Source organism: Kribbella sp. NPDC051586 (assembly GCF_044453965.1).
In the GTDB taxonomy this organism is placed as follows: domain Bacteria; phylum Actinomycetota; class Actinomycetes; order Propionibacteriales; family Kribbellaceae; genus Kribbella.
The window spans coordinates 1,189,048-1,202,932 of sequence record NZ_JBITDF010000003.1 but is presented as its reverse complement, the minus strand read 5'-3'; the positions used below and the strand labels follow the sequence as shown (position 1 = coordinate 1,202,932).

The window sequence follows — 13,885 nt, the reverse complement described above, 5'->3', positions numbered from 1 at the left end:
ACGAGGTCGCTGCAGAGTGCGAAGAAGTGAGAAGACCTCGGGAATCGGGCCCTGGATAGAGGAAAGAGGCTCGGCGTGCCTTCGGACCAACCGACGATGCGCTGGCTGCGAACCGTCCGGCTGTTGTCTACTGGCCGCCGAGCCTCTTCCACCTCTGCCCCGCGGGGGGCTAACCACCGGCGATCTCAGCCCCCGTCGACTCAAGCCTGGCTTTGGCCTGGTCAGCGTCGCGGGATCATCCGGTGGCCGAACTTCGTGTGACCGTTGAACAAACGGGATATGACGACTCCCAAAACGATGCTCGCTGGCGGCGACGGTGTCAACCTCTCCCCCGGCTCCTTGAGCCCGTTGTAACACTATCGCCTGCCCCGCAAAGGAAAACGAGGATCCTTCACCTGGGTCACGTTACAGAGCGGTCTCGGCACTCCACGTGATCGTTACCCAGGGCAACCAATCGTCACCCAACCGGTACGACGACAGTTCCCTTTGCGCGTGTGATCACAAGCGGTTCGGCCAGTACCTCGGCCGCCGACCCCGACTTGTCCGGCCGGCCCCGGCAGACGACGTACGCGCTGAACTCGACGTCGCGGCTACGGTTGCCGACCCGGGTGATCGTTGCCGTCACCTCCACAACGTCACCGGCCCGCAGCGGCTGCAGGAACTGCACGTCGGAGTACGACGCGAACAGACCCTCGTCGCCGTCGGACCGGATACACACCTCGGTCGCGACGTCACCGAAGAGCGCCAGCACGTACGCGCCGTCGACCAGGTTCCCGGCGTAGTGGGCGTGGCTGTACGGCACGTACCGCCGATGCGTGACGGTCAGCCCAGTAGTTGCCTTGGACACCTATGCACTCCTCTTCGCAGGGACCCGCCTGGTCACCAGGGCGTCGACCAGGTAGCTGGCCACCTCGCCCGGTGTGGTGCCGCGGCCGAACACCCGGTCGACGCCGAGTTCCCCGGCCATCTGCTCGGTAAAACGGGGGCCGCCGGCAACCAGTACGGGACGGGCGTCCTCGGCGTAGGCCTCCCGGAAGGCCGCGGACATCTCCTTGGTGTTGAGCACGTGCGCCTCGCGCTGGGTCACCACCTGGGAGACCAGGATCGCGTCGGCCTTGTCCGCCTTCGCGCGGCGCACCAGCTCCGGTACGGCGACCTGCGCGCCGAGGTTCACGACCTTCAGCTCGCGGTAGTACTCCAGGCCCTTCTCGCCGGCGAAGCCCTTGATGTTCAGGATCGCGTCGATGCCGACCGTGTGCGCGTCGGTACCGATGCAGGCGCCGACCACGGTCAGCCGGCGGCGCAGCCCCTTGCGGATCGCGAGGTTGACCTCCTTCGGCGACAGCAGCGGGTAGTCGCGCTCGATCACCTCGACCTTGGAGGTGTCGACCAGGTGGTTGACCGGCCCGTAGACGACGAAGAACGTGAAGTCGTCGCCGATCGGCTTGGAGTGCACGACCAGGGCAGGATCCATGCCCATCTTGTTGGCCAGCTGGACCGCGGCGCCCTCGGCCCGCTTGTCGTGCGGGACCGGCAGCGTGAACGACAGCTGCACCATCCCGTCACCGGTGGTGTCGCCGTACGGCCGGATGATGCTCATCAGGCGCCTTCCTCGAGCAGTTCGATCGCCGGGTTGTAGTACTCCGACGACTTCCGCGCGACCCCGTCCAGGCCGCGGCCGGCGTCCTGCGGTCGCTTCATCAACCCGAAGGTGCCGTCGCCGATCGCGTTCAGCAGGCCGTCGTCGACGATCTCCTCCAGCAACTCCACCGACTCCCCCAGCACCTGCCGGGCACGCTGGGCGATGAACCCGTTCGGCTCCGGCCGGAAGTCCTCGTGAAGGTTGCCTGCGGCCCCCAAAACGTACCGGACGTTCTGCAGCGCCAGGTCGCGGTCGGAGATCCACGGCGTCACGACCGCCTCGGTCATCATCCCGACCAGCAGGATGCCCTGCCCGGTCATCGCGCCGACGAGGTTGAAGAATCCGTCCAGCAGGTACCCGCGGAACACGTCACCGGTCATGTGCCGGGTCGGCGGCATCCACTTCAGCGGCGCGTTCGGGAACAGCTGCCGTGCGAGCATCGCGTGCGCCAGCTCCATCCGGAACGAGTCCGGCAGATCGGGGTTGATCTCGAACGCGTGCCCCAGGCCGAGCTGCCAGTCCTCGAGGCCGGCTTCCTTCGCGAAGTACTCGTTCAGCAGTTGTGAGACGGTCACCGTGTGCGCGGCCTCGACCGCGTCGGCGGTGGTCAGGTAGTTGTCCTCGCCGGTGTTGATGATGATCCCGGCGCGGGCGTGGATCTGCCGGCTGAACCGCTGGTCGACGAACGTCCGGATCGGGTTGATGTCGCGGAAGAGAATCCCGTACATCGAGTCGTTCAGCATCATGTCGAGCCGTTGGAGCCCGGCCAGCGTCGCGATCTCCGGCATGCACAGTCCGGACGCGTAGTTGGTCAGCCGGACGTAGCGCCCCAGCTCCTTCGACGACTCGTCCAGCGCCGCGCGCATCAGCCGGAAGTTCTCCTGCGTCGCGTACGTTCCGGCGAACCCCTCGCGGGTCGCGCCTTCCGGGACGTAGTCGAGCAGCGACTGCCCGGTCGACCGGATCACCGCGATGATGTCGGCGCCCTCCCGCGCGGCCGCCTGCGCCTGCGGGATGTCCTCGTAGATGTCGCCAGTGGCAACGATCAGGTAGATCCACGGCCGCTGCTTCGGGTCGCCGTGGCGCTTGATCATCCGGTCCCGCTCCCGCCGCCGCCCGTCGATCCGCTTCATCCCAGCGGCCGCCGCCTTCCGCGCAGCGGTCCGCGCGCGTACGCCGTCGCGTCCCTCAGGCATCCGGAACGTCACCGATCCGGACGCCGCCTTCTGCGCGAGCACGGCCAGGTCCTCGGCCTCACCGCGGATCAGCGCGTCCCACACCGGCACCGCGAGCCCGTGCTCGAGCCCGACGTCGGCACGGACGGTGTCCGCCAGCCGGTTCACCCACGGGATACCCTCGGTATCCGCACCGGTCAGCCCGGCAAGCCGCAGTACCGCTCGCTCGACCGACACCGTGGTGTGCTGCTTGGCCAGGTTGACGATCGGCTTCCCGGCTTTACGCGCCAGACTGCGAGCCTTCCGGACGGTGACCGGATCGAGGTCGAGTTTCTTCACTGGGACCATCCTTCGGCTTCATAGATGACACGACCGCCCACGGCCGTCCGCAAGCAAGTAGGAGTTCCCTCACTCAGATCCGGCAGCACCGGCACGCCGGCGCGCGGATCCGTCGACCAGGCCGCGACCCGCTCGTCCGGGGTCTGCACGACGAGGTCGGCGTCGGTCTGCCAGATCGCGTACGTCGCTGCCGTGCTCGGCGCGAGTACTCCGGCGTCGTCGATACCCGCGGCCCGCCAACCGCCCCGCGTGTGCGCCTGGAACGCTGCGCGCACGGTGATCCGCTCGGACTGCTCGTGGTGGAACGCGGCCGCGCGGACCGCCTCCCAACCACCCAGCTCCGTCACGGGCGCATCCGATCCGAACGCGAGTACGACGCCGGCACGGGCCAGCGATCCGAACGGGTTCATGCCCTGCCAGCGATCGCCGACGCGCTCGGCGTACATGCCGTCCGGGCCGCCCCACAGGCCGTCGAACATCGGCTGCACGCTGGCCACGACACCGCAGCGAGCGAGTGTGGCGATGGTTGCCTCGTCGACCATTTCGACGTGCTCCAGCCGGTGCCGAGCCGCGACCAGGGCCTGGATGCCGACCTTCTCGGCGGCGAGCTCGAGGCCGCGGGCGATGTTGTCGAGGGCTTCGTCGCCGATGCAGTGGAAGCCGGCCTGCACGTTCCGCTCGGTGCAGGCGATCACGTGCTCGGCGATCTGCTCCGCCGTCAGGTAGGCGTGACCGCGATGGTCCGCGCGATCGGCGTACGGCGCGCGCAGGGCCGCCGTACGCGAACCGAGGGCGCCGTCGGCGTTGAGGTCACCGGCGAGGCCGGCGAGGCCGTACGTACCGATGTGCTCGAAGACGCCGGGCTCGCCCCAGTACAGGGTTGCCGACAGGCCGAGCTCATCAGCGACCTCACGGACGAGTGGCAGCTCCCACAACGGACCGATGTGCGGAGCGGCCATCTCGTGAAAGGCACCGATGCCCTTGGCGGCCATGGCTTGGAGGGCAGCGCGGATGTCCTGCCGACGCTGGTCCGGCCCGACCAGCTCGCTCAGGGCGTCGCGTACGGCGTGGTTCGCGTGCCGCTCAACTCGCCCGCTCTCGTCGAAGCCCTCGCCGCGCGCGACGTCGAACAGAGCCGACGAGACCACGCCGGAGTGCCCGTCGACGCGTGACAGATACACCCGCCGACCGCCACCCGCGCGATCGAGCTCCTCCGCCGTCGGCGGACGGCCCTCCGGCCACGCCGTCTCGTCCCAGCCGGCACTGTCGATGACCGCGTCCTCCGGCAGGTTCACCGCGAACGCCGCAAGCTTGTCGAGGGCCTCGGTCAACGACGTCGTACCGGCCAGGTCGAGACCGGTCAGCACGGCGCCGGTGCCCGCGGTGTGGACATGGGCGTCGACGAACGCCGGCGTGACCAGCTTGCCGTCGAGGTCGATCACCTCGTCCGCGCCATCGGCGTACGAACTCGCGCCGCTGTCGTCACCGAGCCACGTCACCACCCCGTCGTCGAAGGCGATCGCAGTGGCGTGGGGGTCGGCGGGCGAGTAGACGGAACCGTTTGTCAGAAGTGTGCGCACGAACTAATCCTCCGCCAGCCTGCTCTCGAACAGACCACGGACACCCGGCTCGGCCCGCAACAGCTCCAACGCGAAGTCCGCATGCCCAGGCACGTACCCGTTGCCGACCAGCATCGTCACGTCCGCGGCCAGACCCTCCGCACCGAGAGCCGCCGCCGAGAACGAGGTCGCCATCGAGAAGAAGATCACCGTGCCACCGGCAGCTGTGGAGAGGACGGCGCCGTGCTCACAGCCCGGTACGTCGACGCAGACAACGGTGATGTCCGCGGGTCCCCCGGCCTCCTCGACCGCATGCGCGAGCGCCACCGGATCGCGGGCGTCGGCCAGCGCGACGACGTCGGCGATACCGGCCTCGGTCAGCTTGTCCCGCTCGGCCTGGAACGGGACGATCCCGATCGTCCGGGCAGCTCCGGCCGAGTGCGCCGCGGCGAGCGACAACGACCCCGATTTACCTGCGCCGCCAATTACTGACACGACAGGCTTTATGCCTTTGTCGACATACGAACGGACCACGCGAGCGGTCAGTGCGGGCGCGCCGCAGACATCCATCACGGCCAGCGAGAGCTCGGGCTTGAGGTCGTCGGGCAGCTTCGCGACGATCGACCGGGCGAACAGGATCGCGTGCCCCTGCGCCGGGACCTGCTCGCTCCTCCCGTCCCAGTCCTTCAGTTCGTCGGTGATCCGCAGCGGGGTCAGCGTCAGCGAGACCAGGGTTGCGACCCGGTCACCCTTCTTCACACCGAGCGGTGAGTCCGGGCCGGCCTCGTCGACCACGCCGACGAGCATGCCGCCGGAGCCGGTGACCGGGTTCTGCATCTTGCCGCGGGTGTTGACGATGTCCAGGACCGCCCGGCGGATCGCCGGACCGTCGCCGCCGTGCGCCTCGGCCAGCTGGCGGTACGACGCGGCGTCGAGGTTGAGCCGCTCGACCGCGATGCGTACCTCGTCGGGCCAGATCTCGACCCGCGCGTCGAGGGTCTCCGCCGCCTGCGGCAACACGCCGGACGGCGCGAGTACGCGGTGCAGTCCTACCGGGCTCGATGACACGTGTCCTCCTCGTAGCGATCAGGCAAAATACTACTCAAACCACGCCTTGGCGAGAATTCTTGCGGCGTACTGTTGGATCTGAGGGAAGTTCTATCGCTATCCTCACATGAGACCGCAACATCCCGAAGCGCCGCGGAGGCACCTGTGACCGATCTGATCACCCCGGAGCTGGCTCGTTCGGAGCCCGGCGACGGCCAGCCGTACGCGTACCGGCGAGCCGAGCTGGTGGAGCCTGACTGGACCCGGCTGCCCGGTTGGAAGGACGTCACGGCCGAGGAGTGGCGCTCGGTGCAGTGGCAACGGTCGCACTGCGTGAAGAACGTGAAGCAGTTGCGCGACGTCATGGGTGACCTGCTCGAGGACAGGTTGTACGACGACCTGACCCGGGACCAGGCCGAGCGCGCGACCATGTCGATGCTGCTGCCGCCGCAGATGCTGAACACGATCGTCCCGCAGGGCGCTGCGGACTACACAGAGGCCTTCTACGCGGACCCGGTCCGCCGCTACATGCTGCCGGTGTTCAGCGACCGTCGCGCCGACTGGCCGTCGCACCCGCACGCAACCCGGGACTCGTTGCACGAGCACGAGATGTGGGCCACGGAGGGGTTGACCCACCGGTACCCGACCAAGGTCCTTGCGGAGATCCTGCCGACGTGCCCGCAGTACTGCGGCCACTGCACCCGCATGGACCTGGTCGGGAACTCGACGCCGGTGATCGACAAGCTCAAGTTCGTCGCGAAGCCGCAGACCCGGCTCGACAACATGCTGGACTACCTCCGCCGTACGCCGGGCGTCCGCGACGTGGTCGTGTCCGGCGGCGACGTGGCGAACATGCCGTGGCCGCGGCTCGAGGCGTTCCTGATGAGCCTGCTCGAGATCGAGAACATCCGCGACATCCGGCTCGCGACCAAGGCGCTGATGGGCATGCCGCAGCACTGGCTCTCGTCCGACGTCCTGGCCGGCGTCGAACGCGTTGCGTCGGTGGCGCGCAACCGCGGCGTGATGATCGCGATGCACACACACGTGAATGCGGCTCAGTCCGTGACCCCGCTGGTCGCCGAGGCGTCCAAGGCGATGCTGGAGGCCGGCCTGCGCGACGTCCGCAACCAGGGCGTGCTGATGCGCGGCGTCAACGACTCGATCCCGCAGCTGCTCGACCTGTGCTTCGCCTTGCTCGACGGCGCGAACGTCACGCCGTACTACTTCTACATGTGCGACATGATCCCGTTCTCCGAGCACTGGCGGGTGTCGGTGCGCGACGCGCAGCACCTGCAGCACGGCATCCTCGGGTACCTGCCCGGCTTCGCGACGCCGCGGATCGTGTGCGACGTCCCGTACGTCGGCAAGCGGTGGGTGCACCAGCTCTCGGAGTACGACGAGGTCCGCGGCATCTCGTACTGGAAGAAGAACTACCGCACCGGCATCGAGCAGCAGGACCCGGAGGCGCTGAACCGCACCTACGAGTACTACGACCCGATCGACACCCTCCCCGCCGAGGGCCGGCAGTGGTGGACCCAGCACGCCGGCACCACCCTGGCCGAAGCCGAAGAACGAGCTGCCGCCTCCCGCGCCGCAGCCGAGGCCCAGAAGTCACTGGACCTCTCCTGATCCCGTCTTCGGTGCCACCAATGCAGGGGGTGGCACCGGAGGCGTGCTCGTCTCCAGCCAGCTGACAAGGCCGGAGGCTACTGAGCGATCGCCAACCCGGTCAGCTCGGCGAAGGATTTGATGGTGGGGCCCGGCCAGTGTGGGGCCGTGTTGGCATGCTCCAGGGTGCGGATGGCGTGCATGCCCAGGGAGGCGGCGGCGGGGAGTTCATTGTCGTTGCCATCGCCAACGAAGATGCACTCGGTCGGGTCTACGCCGAGAGCGTTGCACGCCGACAGGTAGATGGCGGGCTCGGGTTTGGCGGCGCCCACCTCCGCGGAGAAAGCGGTCGCGTCGAAGTACGGCGCGAGCGGGCTGGCCGGCCACTGGAGTTGGGTCTCGGCGGTGATGTTGCTGACCAGGCCGATCCGCCAGCCCGCCGCCTTGAACGCGGCCAGCGTGCTCAGCGTCGTCGCAGGAGCCGCACCGAGCAGGCGTTGGGCGAGCGTACGGCGCAGATTTGTTGCCTCCTGCACCTGTTCGTCGGTCGGCGTGCCGCCGCAACGTTCCGCGATCACCCGGAGCGTGTTCGACAGATCGCCGTACGCGCCGATGAAGCGCTCGTACGACGCCGCGTCGAACGCCTGCTGGAACGCCGCCGGGTCGACGCCGAGCGCGGCGCCCATCCGTGCGTTGACCTGGTCCCGCTCGGTGTCTCCGCCCGGAACCAGTGTGCTGAACAGATCGCTGAGCAGGGCCTTCACAGGGCCGGCGGCCGGCGCTCGTACGGCGTGCTCAGCACGATCGTCGTGGTCGTGGAGACGTTGGCCCGGGCCCGGATCACGGCCAGTAGGTTCTCCAGCGCGGCAGGCGAGGCGACCCGGACGACGAGGATGTAGCTGGAGTCGCCCGCGACGGAGTAGCAGGACTCGATCTCCGGTACGTCGCGGAGCCGCTCGGGCGAGTCGTCCGGCTGGGACGGGTCGATCGGCCGGATCGAGATCAGCGCGGTCAGCGGCAGGTCGAGCGCGGTGTGGTCGACGGTGGCGGCGTACCCCTGGATGATGCCGCGCTGCTCGAGCCGCTTCACCCGCTGGTGCACGGCCGACGTGGACAGGCCGGTCGCCTTGCCGAGGTCGGTGAAGCTCATCCTGCCGTCGGTCGCGAGCAGCCCGACAATCTTGCGATCCAGGTCCTCCATCCTGGAGACCCTACTGCCGAGACCGCCGGGCATGAAAGCATCTCTCCATGCCAGGACCAGATTCAGGGACACCCCAGCGCTTGATGCTGCTCGACACCGCGTCGCTCTACTTCCGCGCGTTCTTCGGCGTGCCGGACACCATGAAGGCTGCCGACGGCACCCCGACCAACGCGATCCGGGGGCTGCTCGACTTCATCGCGCGGCTCGCCGAGAACCACCGGCCGACCCACCTGGTCGCCTGCTGGGACGACAACTGGCGGCCGTCCTGGCGGGTGGCGCTGATTTCGTCGTACAAGGCGCAGCGGGTCGAGTTCGTGTCGGCGAAGGGCGAGCAGGTCGAGGACGTACCGGACCGGCTCGAGGTCCAGGTGCCGTACATCCGGGCCTGTCTGGAGGCGATCGGGATCGCCGTCGTCGGTGCGGCCGACCACGAGGCCGACGACGTGATCGGCACGCTGTCGCACCAGGCGACGATGCCCGTCGACGTGGTGACCGGCGACCGGGACCTGTTCCAGCTCATCGACGACAGCCGCGGCATCCGGATCATCTACACGGCGGCCCGCGGTGTCGGGCGCGCGGACGTGTACGACGAGAAGGCGCTGCTGGCGAAGTACGAGATCCCCGCCCAGCGGTACGCCGACTTCGCCACGCTGCGCGGGGACGCGTCCGACGGGCTGCCCGGCGTGAAGGGCATCGGCGAGAAGACGGCCGCCTCGCTCGTCACGTCGTACGGCGACCTGGACGCGATCCGCGCCGCCGCGGCCGACCCGAGTACGCCGATGGCGCCCGGGGTGAAGAAGAAGATCCTGGCGGACAGCGACTACCTGGACGTCGCGCCGAAGGTGGTCGCGGTCGCGAAGGACGCGCCGGTCGGGACGTTCGATGCAAAGATCCCCGACGAGATCAAGGATCCAGAGCGGTGGCTCGAGCTCGTCGAGCTGCTCGAGCTCGGCGGCAGCGCACAACGGGTAATGGCCGCGCTCGACCTGGGACCGAAGGCATGAGCCGGACGCGTGAGCTGGCCGAGGGCTTCCGGGAGGAGATCGTCGCGCTGCGGCGGGCGCTGCACCAGGTGCCGGAGTACGACCTCGACCTGCCCAAGTCGCAGCAGCTGATCCTGGACGCGTTGGCCGGCCTGCCGCTGGAGATCACGCTCGGCAAGGAGCTGTCGTCGGTGACCGCCGTACTGCGGGGCGGCGGCGGCCCCGGGCCGGTCGTCCTGCTGCGCGGGGACATGGACGCGCTGCCGGTGACCGAGCGGACCGACGTGCCGTATGCCTCGCAGCATCCCGGGATGATGCACGCCTGCGGTCACGACCTGCACGTCGCGGGGCTCGTCGGCGCCGCGAAGGTGCTGTCCGCGCTCCGGGCCGAGCTGCCGGGCGACGTGGTGTTCATGTTCCAGCCCGGCGAGGAGACCTCGGGCGGGGCGCCGATCATGATCCGCGAGGGTGTGCTCGACGCGGCCGGCCGGCGAGCGGATGCGGCGTACGGTCTGCACGTCGGGTCGGCGTCCCAGCCGCTGGGGATGTGGAGCAGCAAGCCGGGCTCGTTCATGGCCGCGGCGGACCAGTTGCATGTCCGCGTGATCGGGTCGGGTACGCACGGATCCACGCCGTACCGCGGCAAGGACCCGATCCCGGTGCTGTGCGAGATCGTCGGCGCGCTGCAGACGATGATCACGCGGCAGTTCGACGTGTTCGACCCGGTGGTGCTGACGGTCGGGCGGATCGCGGGCGGGACGAAGGAGAACATCATCCCGGACGACGCGTTCTTCGACGCGACGGTCCGGACGTTCTCGGCCGAGGCGCGCGCCAAGGTCCAGCTGGCGTCGATCCAGCTCGTCGAGGGTCTGGCGGCGGCGCACGGGTTGCAGGTCGAGGCGGAGTACCAGGTCGGGTATCCGGTGACGGTCAACAATGCCGCGGAGTACGAGTTCGCCCGGTCCACGATCGTCGATCTGTTCGGCGCCGACCGGTTCCGCGAACGCGCCAACCCGCGGTGCGGCGCCGAGGACATGTCGTACGTGCTGGAGGAGGTCCCCGGCGTCTACCTCAACCTCAGCGCCTGCCGCTCCGCGGACCCGGACGCCGCCCCGGACAACCACTCCCCCTTGGCCGACTTCGACGACTCCGTCCTGCCCGACGGGGCCGCCCTCCTCGCCGAACTAGCGGTACGCCGCCTCGCGCGCTGACGCCAGCCCGGTCAACGCCAGGCCGACGACCGTCGTAGCCGCAGCGGCGAGGTAGATCGCGGGCAGGCCGGGACCGGCGACGACCCTGCCACCCAGCCAGCCCGCGAACGCGGCCGCGACCTGGTACGCCGAGGCGTTGACGGCGATCGCCAGCGTCGGGGCCGCGGCGGCCGTTGTCAGTACGCGGGCCTGCATGCCGGGGATGACGGAGAACCCGACGGCGCCGATCGCGAACACGAGGACGCCGGTGAGGATCGCGGTCGGGCTCAACCGGAGAGCGACGAGCAGTACGACGAGGAGCGCGAGCGCGCCGAGCTGGGACGGCAGGAGGGCGCGGTCCGCCAACCGGCCACCGACCAGATTGCCGAACGTTGCGCCGACGCCGTACACCAGCAGCATCGGCGCCACCGCCGTCGCCGCGAAGTTCGCAGGCCCCGTCAGGAGCGGCGCCAGGTAGGTGAACACCATCAGCAAGCCGACGTTCGCCACCGCGGTGATCGCGATCGCGAGCAGCAGGTCCCGGTCGCGGAAGACGCTGAACTCGCCCAGGGCCCGGCCCCGCACGCCGGGCTGATCGGCGGGCACGAAGCGGGCCACGAGGAGCAGCCCAGTCGCGCAGCAGGCCGTGATCGCGGCGAACGTCGTACGCCAGCCGAACGCGTCGCCGATCCAGGTGCCGAGCGGTGCGCCGAGGATCATCGCCAAGTTCATGCCGAAGGCAAGCTTCGCCACGGTCGACGCCTTCTTGCCCGGCGGCGCGGAGGTCGTCGCGATCACGATCGCGTTGGCGAAGAAGGTCGACGTGACGGACGCCGTCACGATCCGCGCCGCGAACAGGACGCCGTACCCGGGGGCGATCGAGGACAGCAGGTTGCCGGCCACCGCCACGCCGAGCAGCCCGAGGATCAGCGGCTTCCGCGGGCGGCCGGCAGTGATTGCCGTCAGCAACGGGCCGCCGACGATCATGCCGAGCGCGTACGCCGTCACCAGCAGGCCGGCCGCCGGGATCGACACATCCAGGTCGCCGGCCACGGCCGGCAGGATCCCGGCGACCACGAACTCCCCGGTGGTCACACCGAACACGCACACGAGCAACGCCGTCAGCTTCATGAATCTCCTCACGGATCAGGCACGCTTTATCCGTGAGGAACGGTACGCCGTTCTCACGGATATCGGCAACCCGTACCATGAGAACCATGGAGGATCCGACCGTCGCGCCACTGCCGCCCGCTCCCGGGGCGGAGGCCTGCCTCGCGCTCGACTTCGCCAACACGGCGATCGCGCTCCCGGGCGGCCAGTACGTCGACCTGCTCGGCAGTCCCGCGTCCGTCAACGCCTGGCTCACCCAGCGCGGCCTTGCCCCCGGGGATGCCGGCGTACAGGAGATGTGCGCGACCCAACTCCGCGCCCTCCGCGAGCACGTCCGCTCCCTCTTCGCGGCCCGCGTTGCCGGCGTGCCCGCCCTCCCCGCGGCCGTCGACGCCGTGAACGACGCGCTCACCCGGGTCCCGACCACCGCGATCCTCCGCTGGGACGACAAAGCCGGGCCCTACCGCGCGACCGTCTGTCCCACCAACCAGATCCTCGACCACGCTCTGGCCACCATCTCCGCCAGCGCCGCCGACTTCCTCACCGGCTCCGACGCCGACGCCCTGACCGCCTGCGACTCCACCCCTTGCAACCGCTACCTCGTCCGCCACGGCCGCCGCCACTGGTGCTCGACCCGCTGCGGCGACCGAGCCCGGGCCGCCCGCGCGTACGCCCGCCGTTCTACCCGCTGATCCTGTCGTCGGTCGACTAGGGAGAATTCCCGATGTCGCCGTCGGTCGCGGGCCAGCAGAATCGCGGTCATGCCCTTTGTCGATGTGCCTGGCGGATACCTGTACTACGAGCAGCACGGCGCCGGACCGGATGTGGTCCTGCTGAACGGCGGTCTGGCCGATACGCGAATGTGGAGCTCGACGGTCGCGTGGCTGGCGGACTCGGCTCGCGTGACGGTCTGGGACTGCCGGGACCGTGGCCTGTCCTCGGTGTCGTTGTCGGAGTACGACGAGCTCGCCGACCTGGCCGCGGTCCTGGATGTTGCGGGGGTCTCGCAGGCCGTACTGCTCGGCGTGTCCGACGGTGCGCGGCAGGCGCTGGCGTTCGCTCATCGGTACCCGTCGCGGGTGGCTCGGGTCTGTGCGGTCGCCGGGTCGTTCGGCGAGTTCCCGTCGCCGACTGCGGCCGAGGCGGCGGCGCGGGTGGTGATGCGGGCGCACTTCGCCCAGCAGGCCAAGATCCTCGAGACCGGCGACATCCCGACCGCCGCGGCGAACGACATCACCGCCTGGTGCCCCGCGGTCGACCTCGACGACCACCGCCTCCTGGTCGGCCTCGCGATCGCCAACTCCCGGATCATGCTCATGTCCGAGGACAACGCCCGCGAGCTCGATCCCGCGATCAAACACCGCTTCGCCGAGCTCGAGGTACCCGTCTCCGTGCTGGTCGGCGAGCACGACTTCCAAGGCACCCAGCTCTGGGCGGGCCGTCTGGCGAGCGAAGCCCCGAACGCCACGCTCACAGTCCTCCCGAACGCGGACCACATGCCGATGTTCTCCGCACCCGAGGCCTTCCGGACGTTTCTGCTGAACGCCCTGGCGACCTAACCCAGAGCACGCTCCAGCCACGCCATGAAGGCGGTGTAGTCCGCGCTGATGGAGCGAATGACCTCTACGCCGTTGGCATCCGTAGTCATCCGGGCGATCGGGTCCAGGGCCACGCGCTCGCGGACGAACCGGATGCCCGGCCAGAGCATCGCTGCAGCCAGTGTGAGCGCGTCGTGCTGCATCGAGCCCGGGTACTTTACCAGCCAGCGATCCCAGTGCTCCCGAAGTACACGCTCCCAAGGCCGCGCATCCGGCTCGGCCCAGCGCTTGTAGAGCGGCGAGTCGGCCGTGATCTCCATCGCCGGGTTGAAGGTCACGTCGGACATCACGAATGTCGGCCCCCACGGCTCCAACGACGGCACCATCCGAATCGCCGCCTCCGGATCGACGCGGAAGTTGTGCTCCGCCCGCGTCGGATCGCGGTAGTTGATAGCTCCGCCCATCTGCGTCACCACCAGCCGAGACACCAGCT

General features: G+C 69.3%; 14 protein-coding genes. 5 read left to right on the top strand and 9 right to left on the bottom strand.

Translation table 11 applies throughout. The annotated features are described in order from the left end of the window. Positions 1 to 457: 457 nt before the first annotated feature. The 5 genes from ACIA58_RS24385 to ACIA58_RS24365 are packed head-to-tail and all read right to left on the bottom strand — an operon-like array spanning position 458 to position 5,783. Positions 458 to 847 (bottom strand): hotdog domain-containing protein, encoded by a 390-nt coding sequence (locus tag ACIA58_RS24385; protein ID WP_396406051.1) that lies wholly within the window; start codon positions 845 to 847, stop codon positions 458 to 460. Beyond that, a complete protein-coding gene (locus ACIA58_RS24380; RefSeq protein WP_396406050.1) occupies positions 848 to 1,600 on the bottom strand; it encodes an OAM dimerization domain-containing protein in 753 nt (250 codons plus the stop codon). Further along, positions 1,600 to 3,156, bottom strand: coding sequence for a lysine 5,6-aminomutase subunit alpha (locus ACIA58_RS24375; protein WP_396406049.1), 1,557 nt, complete (start codon positions 3,154 to 3,156; stop codon positions 1,600 to 1,602). Before ACIA58_RS24375 ends, ACIA58_RS24380 begins: the two co-directional genes overlap by 1 nt. After that, the gene (locus ACIA58_RS24370; protein ID WP_396406048.1) at positions 3,153 to 4,736 is read right to left on the bottom strand and encodes an amidohydrolase; all 1,584 of its coding nucleotides are present in this window, start codon (positions 4,734 to 4,736) and stop codon (positions 3,153 to 3,155) included. Before ACIA58_RS24370 ends, ACIA58_RS24375 begins: the two co-directional genes overlap by 4 nt. Before the next feature lie 3 nt (positions 4,737 to 4,739). Continuing rightward, a complete protein-coding gene (locus ACIA58_RS24365) occupies positions 4,740 to 5,783 on the bottom strand; it encodes an L-erythro-3,5-diaminohexanoate dehydrogenase (protein WP_396406047.1) in 1,044 nt (347 codons plus the stop codon). 144 nt (positions 5,784 to 5,927) lie between these two features. Between ACIA58_RS24365 and ACIA58_RS24360 the strand changes: the two genes are divergently transcribed. After that, positions 5,928 to 7,391, top strand: coding sequence for a KamA family radical SAM protein (locus ACIA58_RS24360; RefSeq protein WP_396406046.1), 1,464 nt, complete (start codon positions 5,928 to 5,930; stop codon positions 7,389 to 7,391). Between the two features lie 77 nt (positions 7,392 to 7,468). Here ACIA58_RS24360 and ACIA58_RS24355 read toward each other — a convergent pair whose 3' ends face one another. Beyond that, on the bottom strand, positions 7,469 to 8,134 hold the full coding sequence (locus ACIA58_RS24355; RefSeq protein ID WP_396406045.1) for an HAD family hydrolase: 666 nt from the start codon (positions 8,132 to 8,134) through the stop codon (positions 7,469 to 7,471). Further along, the gene (locus tag ACIA58_RS24350; RefSeq protein ID WP_396406044.1) at positions 8,131 to 8,571 is read right to left on the bottom strand and encodes an Lrp/AsnC family transcriptional regulator; all 441 of its coding nucleotides are present in this window, start codon (positions 8,569 to 8,571) and stop codon (positions 8,131 to 8,133) included. The genes ACIA58_RS24355 and ACIA58_RS24350 overlap by 4 nt, the downstream gene beginning before the upstream one ends. Before the next feature lie 83 nt (positions 8,572 to 8,654). On the opposite strand from ACIA58_RS24350, the gene ACIA58_RS24345 reads away from it, so the two are divergent. Both ACIA58_RS24345 and ACIA58_RS24340 read left to right on the top strand, forming a co-directional pair. Beyond that, positions 8,655 to 9,575, top strand: coding sequence for a 5'-3' exonuclease H3TH domain-containing protein (locus ACIA58_RS24345; protein WP_396406512.1), 921 nt, complete (start codon positions 8,655 to 8,657; stop codon positions 9,573 to 9,575). Beyond that, positions 9,572 to 10,765, top strand: coding sequence for a M20 family metallopeptidase (locus tag ACIA58_RS24340; RefSeq protein WP_396406043.1), 1,194 nt, complete (start codon positions 9,572 to 9,574; stop codon positions 10,763 to 10,765). Before ACIA58_RS24345 ends, ACIA58_RS24340 begins: the two co-directional genes overlap by 4 nt. Here ACIA58_RS24340 and ACIA58_RS24335 read toward each other — a convergent pair. Continuing rightward, the gene (locus tag ACIA58_RS24335; protein WP_396406042.1) at positions 10,739 to 11,875 is read right to left on the bottom strand and encodes an MFS transporter; all 1,137 of its coding nucleotides are present in this window, start codon (positions 11,873 to 11,875) and stop codon (positions 10,739 to 10,741) included. The genes ACIA58_RS24340 and ACIA58_RS24335 overlap by 27 nt on opposite strands. A gap of 86 nt (positions 11,876 to 11,961) precedes the next feature. On the opposite strand from ACIA58_RS24335, the gene ACIA58_RS24330 reads away from it, so the two are divergent. Then, positions 11,962 to 12,546, top strand: coding sequence for a CGNR zinc finger domain-containing protein (locus tag ACIA58_RS24330; protein ID WP_396406041.1), 585 nt, complete (start codon positions 11,962 to 11,964; stop codon positions 12,544 to 12,546). Positions 12,547 to 12,615: 69 nt separating this feature from the next. Next, on the top strand, positions 12,616 to 13,413 hold the full coding sequence (locus ACIA58_RS24325; protein WP_396406040.1) for an alpha/beta fold hydrolase: 798 nt from the start codon (positions 12,616 to 12,618) through the stop codon (positions 13,411 to 13,413). Here the strand turns inward: ACIA58_RS24325 and ACIA58_RS24320 are convergent. Next, on the bottom strand, positions 13,410 to 13,880 hold the full coding sequence (locus ACIA58_RS24320; RefSeq protein ID WP_396406039.1) for a hypothetical protein: 471 nt from the start codon (positions 13,878 to 13,880) through the stop codon (positions 13,410 to 13,412). The genes ACIA58_RS24325 and ACIA58_RS24320 overlap by 4 nt on opposite strands. Positions 13,881 to 13,885 lie beyond the last annotated feature (5 nt).

What these genes read in the sequence shown, in the direction of transcription:
- ACIA58_RS24380 (WP_396406050.1), bottom strand. Translation starts at nt 1,600, where the DNA reads ATGAGCATCATCCGGCCGTACGGCGACACCACCGGTGACGGGATGGTG.
- ACIA58_RS24350 (WP_396406044.1), bottom strand. Translation starts at nt 8,571, where the DNA reads ATGGAGGACCTGGATCGCAAGATTGTCGGGCTGCTCGCGACCGACGGC.
- ACIA58_RS24345 (WP_396406512.1), top strand. Translation starts at nt 8,655, where the DNA reads ATGCTGCTCGACACCGCGTCGCTCTACTTCCGCGCGTTCTTCGGCGTG.
- ACIA58_RS24340 (WP_396406043.1), top strand. Translation starts at nt 9,572, where the DNA reads ATGAGCCGGACGCGTGAGCTGGCCGAGGGCTTCCGGGAGGAGATCGTC.
- ACIA58_RS24335 (WP_396406042.1), bottom strand. Translation starts at nt 11,875, where the DNA reads ATGAAGCTGACGGCGTTGCTCGTGTGCGTGTTCGGTGTGACCACCGGG.
- ACIA58_RS24330 (WP_396406041.1), top strand. Translation starts at nt 11,962, where the DNA reads ATGGAGGATCCGACCGTCGCGCCACTGCCGCCCGCTCCCGGGGCGGAG.
- ACIA58_RS24325 (WP_396406040.1), top strand. Translation starts at nt 12,616, where the DNA reads ATGCCCTTTGTCGATGTGCCTGGCGGATACCTGTACTACGAGCAGCAC.